The 21,637-nt window shown below is 35.8% G+C and carries 20 protein-coding genes; 3 read left to right on the plus strand and 17 right to left on the minus strand.

Annotated elements, in window-relative coordinates; all coding sequences use genetic code 11:
- Positions 1–5 precede the first annotated feature (5 nt).
- The 4 genes from FW768_RS08760 to nrdD form a co-directional block, all read right to left on the minus strand.
- Entirely contained in the window at positions 6–2,237 is a 2,232-nt protein-coding gene (locus FW768_RS08760; RefSeq protein WP_042721861.1) for a molybdopterin oxidoreductase family protein, read from the minus strand.
- Between the two features lie 11 nt (positions 2,238–2,248).
- Positions 2,249–3,304, minus strand: coding sequence for a hypothetical protein (locus FW768_RS08765; RefSeq protein ID WP_042721860.1), 1,056 nt, complete (start codon positions 3,302–3,304; stop codon positions 2,249–2,251).
- A gap of 246 nt (positions 3,305–3,550) precedes the next feature.
- Complete coding sequence (gene nrdG / locus FW768_RS08770; RefSeq protein ID WP_042721859.1) at positions 3,551–4,021, minus strand: anaerobic ribonucleoside-triphosphate reductase activating protein; 471 nt, start codon at positions 4,019–4,021, stop codon at positions 3,551–3,553.
- Positions 4,008–5,801 (minus strand): anaerobic ribonucleoside-triphosphate reductase, encoded by a 1,794-nt coding sequence (nrdD, locus tag FW768_RS08775; protein WP_153394588.1) that lies wholly within the window; start codon positions 5,799–5,801, stop codon positions 4,008–4,010. The genes nrdG and nrdD overlap by 14 nt, the downstream gene beginning before the upstream one ends.
- A 547-nt stretch (positions 5,802–6,348) precedes the next feature.
- On the opposite strand from nrdD, the gene FW768_RS08780 reads away from it, so the two are divergent.
- Complete coding sequence (locus tag FW768_RS08780; protein ID WP_262885796.1) at positions 6,349–7,266, plus strand: oxidoreductase; 918 nt, start codon at positions 6,349–6,351, stop codon at positions 7,264–7,266.
- Positions 7,267–7,634: 368 nt separating this feature from the next.
- On the opposite strand, the gene FW768_RS08785 is transcribed toward FW768_RS08780, so the two are convergent.
- The 8 genes from FW768_RS08785 to pckA form a co-directional block, all read right to left on the minus strand.
- Positions 7,635–8,075, minus strand: coding sequence for a Rid family detoxifying hydrolase (locus tag FW768_RS08785; RefSeq protein WP_120231278.1), 441 nt, complete (start codon positions 8,073–8,075; stop codon positions 7,635–7,637).
- Between the two features lie 63 nt (positions 8,076–8,138).
- Positions 8,139–9,047: an alpha/beta fold hydrolase gene (locus FW768_RS08790; RefSeq protein WP_120231279.1), complete on the minus strand. Its 909-nt coding sequence runs from the start codon at positions 9,045–9,047 to the stop codon at positions 8,139–8,141.
- 116 nt (positions 9,048–9,163) lie between these two features.
- Entirely contained in the window at positions 9,164–9,985 is an 822-nt protein-coding gene (locus tag FW768_RS08795) for an alpha/beta fold hydrolase (protein WP_153394590.1), read from the minus strand.
- A 211-nt stretch (positions 9,986–10,196) separates the two neighbouring features.
- A complete protein-coding gene (locus FW768_RS08800; RefSeq protein ID WP_120231280.1) occupies positions 10,197–11,024 on the minus strand; it encodes a helix-turn-helix domain-containing protein in 828 nt (275 codons plus the stop codon).
- A gap of 579 nt (positions 11,025–11,603) precedes the next feature.
- The gene (locus FW768_RS08805) at positions 11,604–12,173 is read right to left on the minus strand and encodes a class I SAM-dependent methyltransferase (protein WP_231128661.1); all 570 of its coding nucleotides are present in this window, start codon (positions 12,171–12,173) and stop codon (positions 11,604–11,606) included.
- Between the two features lie 133 nt (positions 12,174–12,306).
- Positions 12,307–13,407 carry a glycine cleavage system aminomethyltransferase GcvT gene (gene gcvT / locus FW768_RS08810; protein WP_153394594.1) on the minus strand — a complete coding sequence of 367 codons (1,101 nt, stop codon included), beginning with the start codon at positions 13,405–13,407 and terminating at the stop codon, positions 12,307–12,309.
- Positions 13,408–13,411: 4 nt separating this feature from the next.
- On the minus strand, positions 13,412–13,792 hold the full coding sequence (gene gcvH / locus FW768_RS08815; protein WP_153394596.1) for a glycine cleavage system protein GcvH: 381 nt from the start codon (positions 13,790–13,792) through the stop codon (positions 13,412–13,414).
- Positions 13,793–13,810: 18 nt separating this feature from the next.
- Positions 13,811–15,406, minus strand: a complete 1,596-nt coding sequence (gene pckA / locus FW768_RS08820) for a phosphoenolpyruvate carboxykinase (ATP) (RefSeq protein ID WP_153394598.1) — start codon at positions 15,404–15,406, stop codon at positions 13,811–13,813.
- A 161-nt stretch (positions 15,407–15,567) separates the two neighbouring features.
- Here pckA and FW768_RS08825 point away from each other — a divergent pair, with 161 nt between their 5' ends.
- Positions 15,568–16,146: a hypothetical protein gene (locus FW768_RS08825; RefSeq protein ID WP_153394600.1), complete on the plus strand. Its 579-nt coding sequence runs from the start codon at positions 15,568–15,570 to the stop codon at positions 16,144–16,146.
- Positions 16,147–16,163: 17 nt separating this feature from the next.
- On the opposite strand, the gene FW768_RS08830 is transcribed toward FW768_RS08825, so the two are convergent.
- The gene (locus FW768_RS08830) at positions 16,164–16,883 is read right to left on the minus strand and encodes a YoaK family protein (protein ID WP_153394602.1); all 720 of its coding nucleotides are present in this window, start codon (positions 16,881–16,883) and stop codon (positions 16,164–16,166) included.
- An 80-nt stretch (positions 16,884–16,963) separates the two neighbouring features.
- The gene (locus FW768_RS08835) at positions 16,964–18,001 is read right to left on the minus strand and encodes a PLP-dependent cysteine synthase family protein (RefSeq protein WP_153394604.1); all 1,038 of its coding nucleotides are present in this window, start codon (positions 17,999–18,001) and stop codon (positions 16,964–16,966) included.
- A gap of 319 nt (positions 18,002–18,320) precedes the next feature.
- Between FW768_RS08835 and FW768_RS08840 the strand changes: the two genes are divergently transcribed.
- Entirely contained in the window at positions 18,321–19,001 is a 681-nt protein-coding gene (locus FW768_RS08840) for a Crp/Fnr family transcriptional regulator (RefSeq protein WP_153394606.1), read from the plus strand.
- A gap of 224 nt (positions 19,002–19,225) precedes the next feature.
- Here FW768_RS08840 and FW768_RS08845 read toward each other — a convergent pair whose 3' ends face one another.
- The 3 genes from FW768_RS08845 to FW768_RS08855 are packed head-to-tail and all read right to left on the minus strand — an operon-like array spanning position 19,226 to position 21,635.
- Complete coding sequence (locus FW768_RS08845; RefSeq protein WP_153394608.1) at positions 19,226–20,416, minus strand: DUF3570 domain-containing protein; 1,191 nt, start codon at positions 20,414–20,416, stop codon at positions 19,226–19,228.
- A 24-nt stretch (positions 20,417–20,440) separates the two neighbouring features.
- Positions 20,441–20,668 (minus strand): DUF4266 domain-containing protein, encoded by a 228-nt coding sequence (locus FW768_RS08850; RefSeq protein WP_153394610.1) that lies wholly within the window; start codon positions 20,666–20,668, stop codon positions 20,441–20,443.
- Between the two features lie 40 nt (positions 20,669–20,708).
- Positions 20,709–21,635 carry an FAD:protein FMN transferase gene (locus FW768_RS08855; protein WP_153394612.1) on the minus strand — a complete coding sequence of 309 codons (927 nt, stop codon included), beginning with the start codon at positions 21,633–21,635 and terminating at the stop codon, positions 20,709–20,711.
- Positions 21,636–21,637: the final 2 nt, after the last annotated feature.

Here is a 21,637-nt window from a genome sequence, read left to right on the forward strand (position 1 = left end):
AAAATTTAATATTGAATATCTCTACTTTGGTTAGCCAATTCTTTTGAATTTTCTCCTTTTTTACGCCCTGTTTTCTCCAATTTGCAGGCACAAACTTTAAATTCCGGTATCTTTGAAACAGGATCTAAAGCATCAATGGTCAACTGATTGACAGAATTCACACCGCCCCAGTGATAGGGGATGAAAACAGTATCTTCCCTGATTGTTTCCACCACATTTGCAGGGAACAAGGCACTTCCTCTTCGGGTAGACACTTTGATCAGGTCATTTTCCTGAATGCCATATTGTGCAGCCAATTTAGGATGGATCTCAAGTAATGGTTCTGGATAAATATCTACCAGCTTTCCAATTCTTCTTGTCTGTGAACCACTTAAATACTGACTTACTACTCTTCCTGTTGTCAATACAATCGGATATTCTTCATCCGGCTCCTCCATTGGTTTTTTGTATGGAGTCGGATTAAAATGTGCTTTTTTATCATTTGTATTGAATTGTCTATCTTCCCAAAGTCTTGGAGTTCCGGGATGTTCTTCACTAGGGCAAGGCCAGAAAATCCCCAGATTTCTTTCTATTCTTCCATACGTGATTCCGTAATAGTCTGCCGCACTGCCTTTGGAAGCTCTTCTAAGTTCATTGAAGGTTTCTTCGCTGTTTTTATAGCTGAATTTATCGCCTTCACCTAATCTTCGTGCCAGTTCCATAATGATTTCGCTGTCACGCTTAGCTTTTCCCGGAGGATCTACCACAGCTCTAATTCTAATCACTCTTCCTTCTGCCGATGTAGTGGTTCCTTCTTCTTCTTCCTGCAAGGAGCCTGCAAGAATTATATTGGCGTGACGTAAGGTTTCTGATAAAAAGAAATCGATTCCTGCATAGAATTCCAGTTTTTCCAGTGCTGCACGAACGTTATTGTTATTCGGTAAGGAAACCAATGGATTGAAACATATCGATAATAAACCTTTGATCTCTCCACGATTGATGGCTTCAATGATCTCATAAGCACTCAGGCCTTTTCCCGGCATATCTTCTTCTTTGATGCCCCAAATATCAGCAACAAATCTTCTGTGTTCTGGATTTTCAATGTCTCTGTTTCCGGGAAGCTGATCACATTTATGACCATGCTCTCTTCCGCCCTGCCCATTTCCCTGTCCTGTAATCGTTCCGTAACCGCAATACGGTTTCCCGATCCTTCCGGTTGCCAACACCAGATTGATACAGCTGGAAACATTCTGAACACCTTTAGAGTGATGTTCTATCCCACGGGCATGCATCAAAAAACTGGTTTTAGCTTTTCCCCACATTTCTGCAGCTTTGTAGATCAGTTCTGCAGGAACACCGGTTACTTCTTCTCCCCATTCCAGAGTACAGTCTTTCACGGCTTCGGCAGCTTCTTCAAATCCTGAAGTGTGATTATTGATAAAATCATGGTCGAGCCAATTGTTATCAATTAAAACTTTCAGCATAGTATTGGTAAGTGCTGAATCTGTTCCCGGTTTAATTGGCAAATGGATATCTGCAGTTCTTGCAATCGGGATCTGACGCGGATCTATCACTATTAATTTTGCTCCGTTATCGCGGGCTTCCCAGATTTTATGTGTTAAAACAGGAAAACATTCGCTTACATTGGCTCCAGTAATGATGATTACTTCTGCATGAGCCAGATCAGCCCAACTGTTGGAAGATCTATCCATCCCAAAAGCTTTTTTATTTCCTGCTCCGGCACTTACCATACAAAGGCGGCCATTATAATCAAGGTTGGCAGTTTTCAGAGCGACACGGGCAAATTTCCCTATCATATAGCTTTTCTCGTTGGTAAGGGATACCCCGGAAAGCATAGCAAAAGAATTTTTTCCGTATTGTTCCTGGATTCTTCTAATCTCTTTCACCACTACGTCATACGCTTCATCCCATTCGATCGGAACAAAACCTTTTCCATCCACTCTTTTGTAAGGTGAAAGCAAACGATCGGGGTGATTGTCCTGCATATATCGCTGAACTCCTTTCGGACAAAGTCTTCCTTCATTGAACGGAAAATCATTCCAGGGTTCAAAGCCAACAACTTTTTTGTCTTTTACTTTTAGTTGAATTCCACACTGCAAACCGCAAAAACAACAATGCGTTTTTATCAATGCATCGGGATTTTGTGGATTTGATCGTACAGTTCCTTTGTTAGGATAGTGTTGATGTGGGCCAAATATATTGATGATCTCGTCAGCTGATACGGGTAATTTTGCCATTTTATTCTATTTTAACCAAAATATTTTCCTGATTCTTGTCTTGCTTTAAGGTGCGCTTTGGCTAGCATTGCTCTTTTTCCTTCGGGGCTGTAATCCAAATAGCTTTTGCCATCTTCGCGTACTAAATCAAAGCCCATTTTTTTTGTGATTTCCTTCAGGTCATCAATATGCATTTTTGTGGTGTATTCGTCGCCTGTATGCGGACAAACCTGCATTCCCCTTCGTTTTCCTTCAATTTTATAGATATTTGCTCCCACTTGTGCTGGTCGCTGAAAGATGTGAAAGAACTTTCCAAAAGGGATCCACATAAGGAACATAGCTACCGTAATGGCATGGGTAATAGCCATAAACTGACTCATTTTTCCTTCGAGATAGGTATAATCAAACCAAATTCCCAATCCTGTCACAGAAACAGCTACCAATAAGATCAAAGGAAGCCAGTCTCTTTCAAACCATTGGGTAGCGATAAGACCTTCATCCACGAATCTTCTGTGCATCATAATGAGACAACCCACGATAACCATGATCGAGGTCCAAACCAGAATATGGAAAAAGAAAACGGCTATGGCAGTATCGAGAGGAAATGTCATCACAATAAAGCCCATCATATGGGTTTCATACTGATCTATGGTTCCTGGTTTTAAGGTGAAGTGCAGCCATCCAAATGTAAGTCCGAATGTGACCATAAATGAGATTAGACATCCTGTAGCTAAAAGGAAATGTCCTAACCAACGCGTTTTACCTCTTGGAGCGATGAATTTCTGAAAAATGATGTTACGAACAGATAAACGGATCACTTCTTTTACATAAACCGGGTAATCTTTACTGAAAATAAATTCCCAGGTACGCTTCCAGTATTTCTGTGTTGCCGGACGCTGTTTCCATACCGAATGATGATAGACAACTCCGAAAGTCATGCTGATCGTTCCGAAGAAATAAATGATCAAAGCGGCATCAAAATTCTGTAGATTTACCGATCCTATTACCGTAACGGCAATGACCACTAATGTGGCAATGATGGCATTAATAAATGCTTTTTTATTGATCTTTGTGAAAATGCTGAACATCTGTATAAGTTTTTAATGGTCATTCACTTAGTTGCATGCAGAATTAATCTCTGTAACAAAGATACAGTAATCAGATATTAAAATAAGACAAAAATATCTTATTTTAATTCATTCAAAATAATTTTTGAAGAATACACACCATATTCAACTGAAAATCAAATATTTAATACAAACATGATTTACATCATAGATCTAAAATCCAATCTAGATCCATAAAAAAGTACTGTAAAACAGTACTTTTTCGATTTATTTATTGTTAAGGAAATAGCCATTCAAAATCCTTCCCGTGGTGAGATCTTTTAATACCTGATTGGTGCTTATGCTGTTAAGTCCTCCCAAGTCTGCGATCCACTTCCCTGTTTTTAAGTAATCCAGATTTTCCAGTAAAATCGGATGTTTCCTTTTCATTTGTTTTTCGTTCAATCCGGTATAAAGACCGACTTTTAGCTTTTCTCTTTTTGTCATGGAAATCAGAGCAATGAGTTCAGAATCTGCCCATTCCCCACCCATAAAAAGAACACAGGTAATCGTTTTTTTATATTTCGTGATTAAATTCCGAAAAATATCATGAGTAAGCTCTGTTCCGTTTTCAGGATTCCACAGATGTTCTGAATGGCAACCTTCACACGCTAATTGACAGCCTGTAATGGTAAGACATAGTGAAACCTCATCAGGAATTTCCTGCAGAACAATATCATAGCTATCATACTTCAGCATTCCCGTAATATCTTCTTTTTTCTTCTTTCTGGCGATCTTTAGAGAAGTTGGTGACTTTTTTCAGATAACCGATCACACGTGTAGCGTAATCAATATCATCAGATTGACATTCTGTACAGTGATCCATCGTTTTTTTGTTGATATAACCGCAACTATTGCAAACCGTCACTTTTATATTGAAGCAGAAATAATTACATCCTGTATACGCAGCCACATTCAATAGTTTTTTAAAACCTTCCTGGGTAGGATATTCTTCAAGATTGCAATGATAAGCAGAGCCTCCGTCAAGATACTGTATATACTCGTTTCCGTGAAGGAAGAATTTATCGATTAGGTTTTGGCTTTCATCTTCAACAATATAGAAGTAAGAATTGTAGCAGTCTCTCGGAACGTACAGCCAGTCTTCTTTATCCCATTTGGCATTTTTTACACCCAGGTTTTCGGCAGGAACAAATTCTGTATTGAACATATATCCATATTTTTCTTTGGCTTCTTTATTTTTCGTAAAAATCAGTTTAAGATTTTCATTGATGAAGTTTTTGTAGCGCTCATTATCTGAAATTTCAATGCCCAGAAATTCTGCAGCTTCCACCATTCCGTTGATCCCAATGGTAAGGAACTGTTTGTCAAGAGAAATGAAACTCGCATCGTATACCGGAAGCATTCCCGCATTCTTATAATCCTGAATAAGACTTCTGAAAGCCACTTGATATTTATGAATATTATCAATCATTGTCTCTAACGGAATTTCTTTCTGATAAAGACGATTCATATTGATGGTGATTACATTGATGCTTCCTGTAGATACTCCTCCTGCCCCCAAAGAATAGCTGAATGTATTGTCTGATATTTCGTTTCTCAGTCTGCAACAACTTGCCAGAGAATCAGCGTTTTCGGACTGATAAATGAAGAATGAATTTCCTTCGCTCAACTCTTTTGAACAGAAATCTGCAAAGGCCTCATCATAGACTTTTTTGTCCCTAGTGAGCATTGCTGCCGTAATTACAGGGAATGTGAGTACTGCTTTGCAACGTTCTTTATTGAACCATTGCATGAAAAATTGCTGAAGTCTGTCCAAAAAGAAATAATCAGGCTTGCTTCCATCAGGAAAAAAGAATGTTCCGAACATTGAATCGAAGTAAGGTCTGTCGTACAAGGAAATATTCCAGAAAACGGACTGGTAACCGCGGGCTGCAGCCGGCTGATTGATAGCGTATACAACGTGTTGAAGCTCATTTTCAATCATTTCGGCATGTGTTTGAATATAATTTTCACCAAAATCTTTTCTTGCAAAGTGATCGAAATACAGCAGAAATTCCACGGTCGCCACAGCACCTGCGAATTGTGAAGATACTGAAAAAAGAAAATTCACAAAGGAGCCACAGAAACTGCCCAAATGTTTGGGGGCTTTAGACTCACCACCAAGCTTTGTCAATCCGTCCAAAAGCAACGGATACATGGATACACTTACACAGTATGGTTTTAGACTTGTTTCATCATGAACATAGATTTCATGTTCTTCCAACTGTCTTATATATTCTTTGGCAAGGCTTGCTCCAAAGAGTTCTTCTATCTTATTACCAATAAGATTGCGATTGATCTGGATGTTGATATCTTTGTTCAATTCTGCTTCCATGGTTGCAATATTTTTGGTGGAAACATTCGCGTTCGAGTCAAATATTGCTCCACTTGCGGCATTTTGAGATGCCAAATAGTTTTCAATGAAATTGCATTTGCTGGCCAACTGTTGTTCTGTAAGTCTTGTGAATTTGTTTTTCATAATATTCATTTAATAAGATATAAAGATGTTAATGTCTTTTATTTAGATAGAAGAAAGTTACATTGCCAAACAGGAAAATCCAGTAAAAATGAAACAGACTTCCAAAATCTATTAACAAAAATATAAAATAGTTTTACATACTCTCTATAAAAATACAACTATTTTCATTAGATAATTTAGTAAAATTTGCATCCTTTAGATTCGATCTGTAGATATTATTATTAAAAGAATTTAATTTAAAGTATAACTAGTGTGTTAATAAACCAATCTTATAGAAACATCCATTACAACGTAAAAATAATCCATTTTTAAAGACCTTGTAAAGATCCAACTTTGTAACAGATAAAATTGATAAGTAAAACCATAAAATTTATACAAAATGTCTGTTTCTGATTTATTTAAATCCCTCACTTTTCTGCACGGTTCGCCGATGAGAAACCGTTTTATGTTGGCTCCCCTGACCAGTCAGCAAAGTGATTTTGATGGTACAGCCTCCAAATACGACCAAATATGGATGGAACAATTGGCAAAGGGCGGCTACTGATTAATCCAAACCAGCGCATCTACAGTAGAACCCGGAGCCATTGCATTTGAACGGCAGTTGGGAATTCACAGTGATAAACATTTACCTGGATTAACGAAAATGGCAACAGCTATTCGTGGAGGGGGAGCTTTATCGGCTGTACAGCTTCATCACGCTGGACACCGAGCCAAACCAGAGTTTGGAGGAATTCCGGCTCCTGCATCAAGCAAAACATTGAAAGATATTAAAGCAATCTCAACCGAAGACGTGGAAAGAATTCGTGACAGTTTTATTGAAGCGGCAAAAAGGGCGCAATTATCTGGTTTTGATGGCGTTTCTGTTCACGGTGCTTTTGGTTGGATTTTGTCTGAATTTCTCTCACCAAACCTGAATGACCGAACCGATAAATATGGAGGAAGTATAGAAAACCGGGCACGATTCACCATTGAAGTGATTGAAGGAATTCGCAAAGCTTGTGGAAATGATTTTCAGATTGGATGGCGCTTGTCGATTGAACGATACGGACTTCGTTTGGAAGAATTACGTGAAATTACCACCGAAATTTTTGATAAAGAATTGATTGATTATCTGGATTTGGCACTTTGGGATTCGGCTCAGCTTGTAAGGGAAGGAAGTTTTAAAGGCAAAACGATGTTGAGTGTTTTTACAGAGCTTCCAAGAAAAGGCGTTCGCCTGGGTGCAGCCGGAAAAATTATGAGCGCACAGCGGGCCGGAGAATTACTGGATGAAGGTTGTGATTTTGTGTTGATTGCCAGAGCTGGAATCCTTCAGAGGGATTTTCCGCTTCAGGTAAAAGCGAATCCGTTGTATGACAGTCCACAGTTGCCTGTAACAGCCGGTTTTCTTCGTGAAGGCGGACTGAGTGAACGTTTTATTGAAACGATGCGAGGCTGGCAAACTTTTGTAAAACCCGGATCATAATAAATTTGAATTTTACTTTGAGCGAACTTTTTAACTAAAGTTCGCTTTTCTATGAATATTAAAGGACCAACTAAAAAAAATCTCCATTACAAAGTAGAAATGATCCATTCTTTAGCGTACTTTATTCCCACATCTTTGCAGTGTAAATTAAATTTTTATACAATGAAAAAGACAGCAATTATTATTCTTTCTGACCCAAAGTCTGGATCGGAAGAAGCTTTTATCAAAACCCACCTTTAAACAAGTAATTATCTTCTGATATGACGATATTATTTTTTTCCATTAACATCTTATTGTCGGGGGTTCACTAGTTATTTTATAACTATAAACATAATCTTAATATAAATCTCATAAATCTATCAAAACAATTAGTTTTTCTGAGTGGCAATGCATTCTATTTCGATGCTTGCATTTCTTGGTAATGACTTTATCTCAACTGTACTGCGTGCCGGAAAGCGGTTTTTGAAATAATGATTATATATCTTATTTACTGTTTCAAACTGTTTCATATCAGTAATGAATATGGTGGTTTTGACAATATGATCAAAATCGGAATGATTGTCCTTGAGAATAGTTTTTAAGTTTTCAAAAATCTGTACTATTTGTTCTTCAAAACCTTCTTTTAAGCGGTTTGTTTTTGGATCTATTCCTATCTGGCCCGATACAAACACTAAATTTTCATAGCTGGTTGAATGGCTGTAGGGACCTATGGCTTTTGGTAAATCCGTATGTTTTACTGCTACAATCTGTTTATTTGTACTGCATGACAACAATGTCAGGGCTAAGAAAAGTAATATAAATCTGTGCATTTTAATTCATTTAATATTAAAAAAGAGGTTAGCTTTTTAGACTAACCTCATACTATAATTATCCTATTTTTTGATGAAGTTTAATAATTCGGTATTAAATTTATCCAACTCTTCGATGAACAAGGCATGACCGCTTTTTTCAAAAGGAACTAAAGTTGAGTTTTTAAGCAAAATATTCATTTGTTCCGCAAGATCATAAGAACAGATTTTATCTAACTTACCGTGTAAGATTAAAGTAGGAATTGTTATTTTCTTCAAATCATTACGCAAATCGCTATCTCTCAGAGTTTTTAATCCTTCAGCCATTGCATAAGGTGATGCCTGAGCCTGAATGCCTCCCAACCAAGCGCCATGACCTTGAGAAACGCTGGTCTCATTGGCTGGAAATATCTTACCGAATGTAGCAAATAATTCTGGACGGTTAGTGTTGTTCAGATTGATCAAACCATTAACATCTTCTTTAGTCCACAGGCCATAATTAAAGTCTGCACGTTTTGTCCAGATCGGTGCTGCCGCTCCAAATAATGCCATCTTGGAAACGTGGGCAGCATTGTATTTGGCCACATAGTGAATCACTGTAGCGCCACCCATGGAAAATCCGCCGATAGTCGCATTTTTAATATTCAATTTGTCCAAAACAACCTTGATATCATCTGCAAATACATCATAATTATATTTGCCTCCCGGCTTATCAGATAACCCGAATCCTCTTAAGGTGATACCAATCACACGATATCCTTTTTGAATAAAATCGGCATACTGATATTCGTACATGGCATCACTCAAGGGCCATCCGTGGATCAAGACAATAGGTTCTCCCTCACCAAGGTCGGTCACATGTAGTTTCACATTTTTCTCTACTTCAATATATTCTTCTCTGCCATAAGATGCAGGCGTTCTCTTCGTTTGTGATAAAACTGTATTTGAAATTAATGTTGTAAATAATACGACTGCTAAAATTAAATTTTTCATGTTTCTTTAAATATTTATTATTGTTGTTATTTTGACACTACAAAGTTGCTCTTATTCCTCAGGCCTTCCAATGGACGGCTTTCGCTTTGAATTGTACTTTTTGCCTCTCTTGATTTCTATTCTTTTATAAATGATAGGATATCCTTATTGATTACATCAGCATTGATGGTAGGCATGCCGTGGGAGAAGCCCGGATATATGATCAGCTTGCTGTTTTTCAAAAGCTCAGCGGCTTTAACAGCTGTGGTTGCATAAGGCACAATTTGATCATCGTCACCATGCAATACCAACACAGGTATTTCTACACTTTTTAGATCTTCAGTAAAATCGGTCTCCGAAAATACTTTGATACAATCATACTGCGCCTTGATACCACCCATCATTCCCTGTCTCCACCAGTTGTCCTGTATTCCTTTTTTAATAACCGCATCTTCCCTATTGTAACCATAGAACGGAACTGTAAGATCCTGGTAGAACTGTTGTCTGTTATGACGTGTATTATGGCGGATATCGTCAAAAACTGCAAGTGGCACCCCTTCCGGATTATTGGTATCAGCAATCATATAAGGTGTAATTGCGCTGATCAAAACCACTTTGGATACCCGGTCTTTTCCGTTTTGGGCGGCATACCTGATCGCCTCGCCACCACCTGTTGAATGCCCTACATGGATAACATCCCTTAGATCCAGGAACTCTACCAGTTCTGCAACATCAGCTGCATAAGTATCCATGTCATTTCCCTTATAGGTTTGAGTGGATCTTCCGTGACCTCTTCTATCATGGGAGATTACTCTAAATCCTTTTTCAAGGAAAAACATCATCTGAGCATCCCAGTCATCGGATGATAATGGCCATCCATGGTGAAAAAATATCGGCTGTCCTTCACCTAAATCTTTGAAATAAATTTCTGTTCCGTCTTTTACTGTAAACTTGTTCATGTCTTTACTATTTAATGTTGTTTTATTTTGACATTGCAAAGTTGGGGTAAATTCAGGGGCCTATCAATGGATGGTTTTCGCTTTGAATTGCACTTTTTCCCCCGACGAAGGTTATTTGGTGTTAGATAGCATTATCTACAGTTCGAAAGGGTATAATAATGCAAAAAGCACAACCCAACAGGTTGTGCTTTTTGCATTATTTGATAACGCTCTATTTAAACTGTTTTCTAAAGTTCGTTGGTGATATTCCGGTATGTTTTGTGAAAAAACGGACAAAGTACGCATCGTCCTCATAATTCAGGCTGTAGGCAACTTCTTTCACATTCATGGTGGTATGTGCTAAAAGGCGCTTGCTTTCCAGAATTATCCGGTTTTTTATAATATCATTTGGCGTTTCTTTACTGACCATGCTTATTTTTTTGCTGAGGTTCTTTGGTGTAATACAGAGCATGTCAGCATAGTCGGCCACAGTGTGATGCGTTTTAAAATGCTGTTCAACCAATTTGCTGAATTTCCGCAAAAACTGTACGTCAGCCTGTTGCACGCTGTCAGATAATTGGTGCTGTTGCTTCCAGATCCTTGTCGATTTTAATATAATCAGTTTTAACAATGTTCTCAGCATCTCTTCAGTACTAGAATCTTCGTTCCCCAGTTCGGACTGAATATCGCTTATGATCTTTTGGATCTCAACAGACTGCTCTTCGTTTAAACTGATAAAAGGAATCTCAAATACATTATTGTATAAAATACCATCGCAGGCAACTTCATGATCGTGAATTTCTACACAATAAAAATCTTTGTTAAAATGCATCAGCTGTCCACCTATAGTTTCACAGGGCTTTAAAATCACATGTGGATTAATAAACAATAAGGCATCGGTTTTCATGGCTATCTCCTGAAAGTCGACCTGGATGATTGCATTTTTTGGGATAAACAGGACTTTAATATGCTCGTGTATTTTATTCAGGGAATCGTTCTGAGCCGAGGTTTTGCTGAATTCCAGCTTACCAAATTTCTTATATGAAAATTCTTTTATCATTTAATGATTTAAAAGATTATTATGTAGATATCTTTAGTCAAAAACTCTGCTGTAAAAATAGATAATAAAATATCAAAAATGCGATAGTATTTCGTGTTTACTCAACAATGCAAGATGTTTTAGTTTACATCCAGCCAATTAATGGACATTAAATAGATTATTTCACTGTAACATTGCTCATTTACACACCATTGACCAGGTACTATTACCTTTTGCATACAAGTAATGGTTTATCTTTTTTTACAATATAGGTAGCAAGTTCGGAAGCTCTAACCTTGCCAATATTTTTTGCGAAATGATTTTTTCGTGTCGGAACGAAAAGTACTTCATCTACTGTCAGGATAATAGTTTTTTTGCCTTCCAACTGATATATTTAAATATAGCTTCTAGCACTTATACGAAGGAATATAATACCGTAACTATACAAACTGGAAAAAGTATTACTGCAAAAGATTACAGTAATACTAAAAAAAATACATAATATTCAGACCTATGTATTCTGCCGGCAAATAAGATTTCTCAATATTGCCATTTTATTTTTCTTTGATACACTAAATATTGTTCAGGAGTATTTCATTTTTACATTACTTTTTCCCAAAAATTCAATAATTTATCACAGGCGGTATCGATTAAATTAAAGCTATTGGGAATTTCATCCCACTTACTCCAATAGGTAACCAACCGAGTTCCTATGGGTGTTGCATCAAGCTGTTCTCTCACATATGCTGAATAATCGTAGTATAAATCTCTATCATGAATAATTGTATCATCAATTGAGCATGACGTATCTATATTTTCATAAAAAGAATTAAAAAAATAGAATGCTTCGTACTCTAAAAAGGAGATTTCTTTTATGTTTAAATTAATAAAATCAACATTAGATATATTATGTTTATCGGCTATTTTTTTTGATATTTTAGTTAGGGATGCCCTTTGTTCAACTCCGTAGAATATCCCATCTGTAGAAGCTGCCCCTACGAGACAAAATTTACCTGCTCCGGATCCTATATCCAAAACTTTTCTATCGGTATCATCAACTAAGTATTTAGCAGCCATCTTAGCAACATCAACAGGAGTCCAATGACGTTGTGACAAAGCTTTTATATGTTCTGGATAGATCTCATTAAAAGTATTATCATCAATATCCATATTTAATTTAAGGTATTCAAAAATCATCCTATCATTTCGTTATACTCTTCACAGGTTAAGAATTTATTTTTACCAATCACGGGTAAATAAAACAAAATCCAACAATTAAAAAAATTGATACAATCGGATTAAGCTATTTTACATTAATAAAAGGAAGAGCCACTATTATTGCTTTAGTCGGTTTATTTCTAATATTAATAAAAATTTCATTTCCTGCAGCTGAATTTTCAACGGAGATGTATCCCATCCCAATTGCTTTCTTAAGGGTTGGTGACATTGTTCCGGAAGTAACTGTTCCTATGATCTCATGGCTCTCATTCCAAATTTCGTAGCCATGACGAGGAATTCCTTTATCAGCCATTTCAAACCCTACCAACTTTTTGGATACTCCTTTTTCTTTTTGGATTTTTAAAAATCCACTATGAACAAAGTCTTTATTAAATTTAGTAATCCAGCCTAGTCCAGCTTCTAAAGGAGAAGTATAATCATCAATATCATTCCCATACAAACAGTAGCCCATTTCCAAACGTAATGTATCTCTGGCTCCTAAACCTATAGGTTCTATTCCTTCTTCTTTTCCAGCTTCAAAAAGAGCTCCCCATACATGGGCAGCATATTTATTTTCCATGTATATTTCAAATCCTCCTGCCCCTGTATATCCTGTGGAAGATACTAAAGCATTAGGAACACGAGCCAGTTCACCGATGGTAAAGGTATAATATTCCATGTCTTTTAAACTGATATCTGTCAATTTTTGTAAAACCTTCTCTGCTTTTGGTCCCTGAACCGCCGATAATGAAATAGAATCTGAAATATTGCTAACTTGTGCATCAAAGGAATTCTGTCCATGAATCCAGTTCAGGTCTTTTTTTATATTTGATGCATTAACGACCAATAAGTAGTCATCCTTACTGATCATATATACTAAAAGATCATCAATTATTCCTCCGGTATCATTAGGCATACAACTGTACTGTACTTTTCCCGGAAAAAGTTTTGCTGCATCATTGGAAGTAATTTTCTGGATTAATGACAAGGCTTCTTTTCCCTGTATCAGAATTTCCCCCATATGAGAGACATCAAATACTCCCACATTATTTCTTACAATTTCATGTTCATGGTTTATACCCCTGTATTGAACAGGCATTTCATAGCCTGCAAAATCGACCATTTTTGCTCCAAGCAGATGATGCGTTGCATTAAATGCTGTTTTCTTAATTTTTACTGTTTCCATCCTGTTATAAACCAATTAAGGAAACATATGATTCAGCTTTCAAGAGTCCCTCTGAATCAGACATATTATTAATCTTTATTTTAATCATCCATCCCTCTCCATAAGGGTCAGAATTTACAAATTCAGGATTTGATTCCAATTTCGGATTGATTTCTAGTACTTCACCTGCGAGCGGCAAAAAAAGATCTGATACTGTTTTCACTGCTTCAACTGTCCCAAATATAGCATGTTGTTGTAAATTCTCTCCAAGAGTTTCAATTTCAACATATACAATATCCCCCAATTCACGTTGTGCAAAATCAGTTATTCCAATATATGCAATATCATTTTCTATTTTCACCCATTCATGGTCTTCAGTATACAAAAGGTTTTTAGGAATTTCCATTTCTATTTGCTCTTTATTTTAATTGATTTTTTTTTGAATAGGCCCCCCTTCTATAATTTTATTACTGGCAAAAGATTCAAACTCTTTAAAGTTCTCCGTAAATTGATTAGCTAGATGTAGGGCTTTTTTATCATATTGAGATGGGTCTGCCCAAGTATTTTTAGGATTCAGGATTTCAGAAGGAACACCTTCACACTGTACAGGCATTTGAAGACCAAAAACAGCATCACTTATAAAACTTACATTTTCGAATTTGTTTTCTAATGCAGCAGTAATCATAGCTCTCGTGTAAGACAGTTTTATACGTTCTCCTACTCCGTAAGAGCCTCCTGACCAACCTGTATTAATCAACCAAACGTTTACATTATTTTCATTCAGCTTTTTCCCTAAAAGTTCAGCGTATTTTGTAGGATGAAGGGGAAGAAAAGGTTTTCCGAAGCATGCTGAAAATGTGGTCTGTGGTTCAGTAATTCCATCTTCGGTTCCGGCTACTTTTGCCGTATATCCCGAAATAAAATGATACATCGCCTGCCCAGTTGTTAGTTTTGAAATCGGAGGCAGTACACCAAAAGCATCACAGGTCAAAAAGAAAATATTATTGGGAATACCTCCAACAGAAGGATGGATTGCATTATCAATAAAGTCGATCGGATAAGCAGCTCTGGTGTTTTCAGTGACAGAAGTATCATCATAATTAACAATGTCTGTTCCCTCAAAAAACCGTACATTTTCAAGCAAAGTACCTGGACGAATCGCAGCGAAAATCTGAGGTTCTTTCTCTTGACTTAAATTCACACATTTAGCATAACATCCCCCTTCAAAATTAAAAACATTGTCGTTATCCCATCCATGCTCATCATCTCCTATTAATTTTCTGGCCGGATCTGCTGAAAGTGTCGTTTTTCCTGTTCCGGAAAGTCCAAAAAACACAGAGGTATCTCCATCCTGGCCAACATTGGCTGAACAGTGCATTGATAAGACTTGTTTCTCATGTGGAAGAATATAATTCAATACCGTAAAAATGCCTTTTTTAATTTCACCGGTGTATGCACTTCCTCCGATAAGAATGATTTTTTTTGTGAAATTGATAATCGTAAAATTATGCTGACGGGTTTTATCAGTTTCAGGAACAGCTTTGAAACTTGGTACTGCAAGGATGAGCCATTCGTGTTTAAATACTTCAAGCTCTTTTTCATTAAGCCTTAAAAATAAGTTGTTGGCAAATAAGCTTTGCCATGGATTTTCAGTAATAACCCTGATATTTAAACGATATTCAGGTTTTGCACAAGCATAAACATCTTTAACATAAATTTCACTTTCTGAAAGATGAGCAACTACACGATTATATAATCGGTCGAAATCTTCAGGCAAAAACGGATGATTTACTTCTCCCCACCAAATCGAGTTTTGGGTATTTTCATCTAAGACTACATATTTATCTTTTGGGGAACGCCCCGTAAACTCACCAGTATCACAAGCCAGTGCCCCTGATTCTGTTGTAATACCCTGCCCTTTTCTTAAGGTTTGCGAAATTAACTGGGCTTCTGATAGATTCCAAAAGATCTCTTTTGAGTATAAAATTCCGATTTCCTTTAAACTTTCCAAATGATTCATTTCAAGATCACCTTTTTACTTTCAGGCAAAAGTAGTCTCTTTGTGAACAAAATTTAATGATCTACATCTTTCCAAAATTTGATTTAAGTCAAACTTTCAGATAATCAAAATAACGTACTTTAATAAGAATTTTTCACTAGATTAATCTCGAATTAAGATCAATGATACATATAAAAGAAGAACTTGCACAAACAGGATTCAGTATTAATCCGTTAAGCCATATTATTAAAAAGAAACAAGGAAAATCAGATTTTAATACATTAGAATATTTTTGTATTTTATTTGTACTTGATGACCTTACCATTACTATTGAAGATCAAACTTATTATGTAAAAGGAAACAGTGTTGTTTTTATGGGACCTCATAAGACGCTCTCATTTAATGATTATAAAAGACAAGAAATTTATATGGTTTCTTTTTCCTCTCTTTTTTATGAACATTATTCTAATAACCCTGTTTGTTTATATTCGATCTTATTTTTCAATTCAAGAAGCAATATTTTTATTTTCCCATATGCTCATGCACCCAAAAATATGATAAGATATTCATTGATAGACCGACTTTTCAATTTTCAAAGTAAAAATAAAAAACTCTTTATTTCTGCAGTTTATACAACAATTGAATCCTTAATTCTTGATGCATCATTAGCTCTCAATAATAGAATAAAAAATACAGCTGAAACCTCAGAAAACAGTACTGATATATTAACTTCTTTCAATATGAAAATTAGCCAAAACTAGCTTTCAAAGGAGCTCATTCATCTTAATTTTCTTTTTAGCACATAATATCTATATAATATTCTATCGTACCAGATGACGAAAAAAAGTACGCCTACAGAAAACAATAATGTATTTAAACGAAAGGCTTCGTAAATAAAACCTCCTGTTACACCTCCTGAAAAGAAACATAGTACAATTACAATTTTTAACATAATACTTTTTTTTAGGTGGTTGTATACAATTCCCTTACGGTAAAAAAACAATTTCGACATTTCAATCCCTAAGTCAGTGAAAATACCTGTAAGATGTGTCGTTCTTACAACTGATTGAGATACTCTTGTAACTAAAGAATTCTGCAATCCCATTGCAAAAAGTAAAAGACAAGCAATTGTATTCGGACTGATTGCTATTTTTAAATCAGCTGATAGTCCAATGAAGCACAAAATAAAAATTTCTATCAGTAAAGGAATAAGATGAGATCGTATTTTTCTGAACCCGGATACAAATTCTACCAGAAGGCTCGAACAGAAAGCTCCTAGCAAAAAACATGCAATAAATAATAGGTAGACAACAGCTGCATAATAATCTTTCAGCACTACTTCTTCAGAAAAAAAAGCAAAATGCCCAGTAATATTCGTTGTTAATACTTTAATTGATAATACTCCAACAATATTAACTGTCCCTGCAACAAATGAAAGAAGTGATGCTAATTTAAGATTATGAAAATAAGTTCTGTTTTTTCCTCTATGTCTAAACATATCTACCCTAATTTTAACAGTTACAATAAATACTTCAATATCTGTTACAGGATTCTCTCAAAAAATCGTAAACTTTCCTTTTATTTAATGAATTCTATTTTCGATACTTCGTTATAATTATGAACACAGTTGTTGACGAATCCCTGTTCTGCCATCCATTTGTCGCTATACACTTTGGTAATGTATCTTGAACCATGATCAGGATATATTAAAACAACGATATCGTTTTCAGAAAACTCATGAGATTGTGCATATTGCATTAATGCCTGAGTAACTGCTCCTGTAGTATAACCTCCCATAATTGCCTCTTTTAAAGCTATTTCACGGGTTCTGTAAGCAGACATTTCATCGTTTACTCTTACAAATTCATCTATTTTATCAAAAAGCAGGGCAGAAGGGATTAAATTTTTTCCCATTCCTTCGATCTGATAAGGGTGAACATCTTCTTTATGAATCTCACCTGTCTCATGATAGCTTTTGAGAATAGAACCATCGGCATCAACACCGATCACCTTGATATCAGGGTTTTTCTCTTTCAAGAATTTTGCTGATCCCGATAAAGTTCCACCAGTTCCAGTGCAGGCAAAAAGGTGAGTGATCTTACCTCCTGTCTGCTCCCAAATTTCAGGTCCGGTAGTTTGGTAATGGGCATCAATATTTAGCTCATTAAAATACTGATTGATGTAAACTGAATTTGGTGTTTCTGAAGCGATTCTTTTAGCAACTTCATAATAAGATCTTGGATCATCTGCTGGAACATTGGCAGGACATATATAAACTGTAGCTCCAAGTGCTTTCAGATAAGCTATTTTTTCCGGCTTTATCTTATCACTTACAGCAAGTATACATTTATATCCTTTAATGATGCAGACCATTGCAATAGAAAAACCTGTATTTCCGGAAGTAGTTTCTACAACTACAGAATCTTCTTTTAATAAGCCTTTTTTCTCAGCGTTTTCTATAATGTGAAGTGCAATTCTATCTTTAGTGGAATGTCCAGGATTATATGATTCTAACTTGGCATAAACGGTTGCAGGAATATCTTTTGTAACAGTATTAAGCTTCACCATAGGAGTGTTTCCTATTAGGCCAAGGATATTATCGTAAACATTACTCATTATTTGTTATTTTCAATAAAAAACAACTGGATAAATAAAAGATTAAAAAAATTTAGCTATATCAGTATGTATATGAAGAGTACATGTTTATTATTTATCCAGTATATTTGAAAAGTCGTTATATAATAATTTATCTCTAGATTCTTCATTATATTTGGTTCATTTCTTAAAAAAGACTTTCTTTCCCATTTCAAGAGCAATTTTCTTACTTTTGCAAAAATAATCTGTTTAGAAAGAAAACTTGGTGATTTAAGTAGGCTTAAAATGTGATTTAGGTTAAATTTTGAGTTCTTTTTCAATATTTAAGAAGTAAAAAATTATGATTTCAAAATTTATTTTTAATAATCAATATCTTTTTAACGAGCTTCCTGAGTATGATAAAAATTTACTCGTCACTGCGATGAAAAGTAAAAACTACCGTAATCATGAAGCTATATTTACAGACGGTACAAAACCCACCGGTATTTACTATTTAAATGAAGGTAAAATAAAGAAGTACAAGGTAGATAATGATGGCAGAGAGCAAATTATTTACATTTACAGTTCGGGGGAATTTTTCGGATATTCTGCTATTTTAAGTAATGAGACTTATGGAGATACCACATTAACCCTTGAAAATTCTGTAATCTCATTTATTTCAAAAGAGGATTTCTTACACATCCTTGATCAGTCATCAGTTTTTTCAAGACTATTACTAAAGTCCCTTAGTCACGAGTTTAGTGTCATGGCCAACCTCATGGCTGTATTATCACATCGAACCGTTAGAGAACGGGCCGCTCTCAGCTTATTGATCCTTCATGATAAATATACATCTAACGAGTCCAAGGAAAATGTTTTTATCACGCTATCCCGAATTGATCTAGCCAATATGGTGGGAACTGCAAGAGAAACATTAGCCCGTATTCTCAATGATTTCAAGCAGGAAAAACTAATCAAAATTGAAGGACGTAAAATTCGTTTAATCAATATTGAACAATTAGTCCGTATTGCCAATTTTTAAAAGACTATCTGCTTTTAGTATTATTTAAGCCATCAACGAAAAGAGATTTACCCTATTTTTGAAATAAAATTTGGTAACTATATAGATTTTACTTTACATTTTTTTACCCAATCGCCTAGTCAAGGTAACAAATAGCCAAAAGGCGCCACTTGTTTTAAGTAGCGCCTTTTTCAATACACATCTTAATAGGAGTTTAATCTTGATTATTATAACCAGAAAAGATTTTATTTGAATCTCAGGTTTAATGAAATAATATCTGATTTCATTCCAACAGATTTTGTATAATGCCCATATCTGATTTCCAGCATATTCAGCCTTTCCACTCCAAATAAACCATTTTTCGGACTGATTCTGATTCCTGCTCCATAAAAGTGACTGTCAAATTTTGAAAGATCGTAATTACTCGTATAAAAGTCATCAAAAGCAGTATGCTGCTGATAAGGCGCAAAATATTTAGCTGCTGTCTGAGAATAATATCTGTAAAACGGACTTACCGAAACAAAAGGCGAAATTTTCACCGGTGTTTCCAGGCTGAATGTATTGGACTTCAACCCCCAATCGTCGGTATAATAACGATAATACGCTCTCAGAATAACTTTATCCCCCAGGAAATAATTCGCTCTTACCCCCAAAGGAATTTTAAATCGTTTATCAGGCAAAGCTTCCTGATGAACTGAATTGTCCGCAAAGTAAACACGATGGAAAGGCAAACTTAAATATCCTGTCTGCTGAACTCCATCCGCCAAAAATTCAACCTGAAAATTCTGGTTAATGATCTGTGAATAAGACAGGGACAGTGCAAAAGTATTTCTTCCGCTGGTTCCGTAGTTTTCGTGTTCCCCTCCTGTGCTTCCATTTGTTCTAAGCTCAATCGGGGCAATCAGTTTTACCTGATCGAGATAAGCCTGAAATTTCGCTGTAAACTCTCCCATTCTATTTTTTGTTTTTTGCGAAAAGCCGATATTGGCGCCATAAGACTGATAATCAAACTCTGTTGAAAACGAAACTCCAGCCATTAAAGTGGTTCCCTTCGTATCATTTTCCCGACTCCAGCTAAGAGCAGGATAAATTCTATTGTCTGCACGGGAAGCGGATGAATTGGCCTTTAAATCTATCATATCGGAAGAAGCAGATGTATAATGATCTATCCCCACGCTGAAATTAAATTTATTTTTTCTGGCTTTTTTATCATATTTTACCATTGTTACATCAATGGTATTAGAAATGTCAGTTAATTTTTCTGTTCCTATTCCGCCCGTAACCGCCGAGTTATTTCCATCCTGCTTATAATAACTGGACACCAAATTAGCTTCATCAAAACTAAGCTTTTTAGGCTGTTCATTATTTGAGTTTTCCTGTGCTTTTGCGTTGAAAATTCCGAAAAGAGCGAAAATGCTTATTATAATTTTTTTCATTTTAAATCACACTTAAATTTTACTTTAATTACAGCCGCATCCGCCTCCTACTTTCCCTGCATTAGCTCCCGAAGAACCTTCTCTGTAAGATTGAAAGCTGAGTTCTGTTTTTTCAATGGTTCTGTTTCCCAACACCATTTCAGCATCATTAAGTTTATTTTTTTCATATTCTTTTACGGTTGTGCAAGAATGCATCGAACCAACCAGGAAAATAAAAAAGCCTGTTATTATTATTTTTATAAAATTTTTCATTTGAATTGAATTTGTTTTAGTTATAAAATGAAATCTAACTTCATTTTAAATTAATATTTTGAGAGGAATATATATTGTCCTGATCATCGATAATGATGCATTCCAGATGATTGATCTGGTTTACCATATTAAGTGACGCATCAATTCCCATAATGCTTACAGGAGTTGCCATTGCATCAGCAATTTCTGCATTAGGACAAAAGATGGTAACACTTTTCACCCCCGAAACAGGCATTCCTGTTTTGGGATTAATGGTATGAGAATATTTTTTCCCATTGATGACCACGAATTTTTCGTAATTCCCAGATGTTGCTACCGCCATATCAGTAATATTCATGTAAGAAAATGGCTTTCCGGCGTTATCAGGATCAGCAATTCCAACCGTCCAAGGTTTTCCGTCTGCCTGATTTCCCCAGGCTGTTAAATCCCCTGATGCATTTACAATTCCTGATTCTACACCTCTATTCTGAAGAAGTCTTTTTGCCATCTCCGCTGCATAGCCTTTCCCAATTCCCCCAAAACCTATTCTCATTCCTTTTTCTTTCAGGAAAACTGTTTGATTGTGATGGTCAAGAATGATGTTATGATAATTAACCAATTTCAGATGTTTTTTGATCAGTTCAGGATCAGGAAGCTGTTGCATCTGCCGGTCAAAATTCCAGAAGCTTTTGTCGATTCCACCGTAAGAAATATCAAAATATCCGTCTGTAATTTTACTGATTCTCAAACTTCTTTCAATTAAACCAAAGATTTCCCCATCTACTTTCACAGGCTTTATCCCTGCGTTTTTATTGATAAAATGGGTTTGGCTTTCGTCGTTGAAAGTAGTTAAAAGTCTTTCAATCCTCCGAATTTCGTCAATAGCTGCATCAATATGCTGATTAGCCAAATTTTCATTGTCACTTACAACGGTAATTTCAAAAGCGTTCCCCATTAATTTCTGAGATCTTTTGAACTCTCTCAACATAT

The organism is Chryseobacterium vaccae, assembly GCF_009602705.1.
Taxonomy (GTDB): Bacteria; Bacteroidota; Bacteroidia; order Flavobacteriales; family Weeksellaceae; genus Chryseobacterium; species Chryseobacterium vaccae.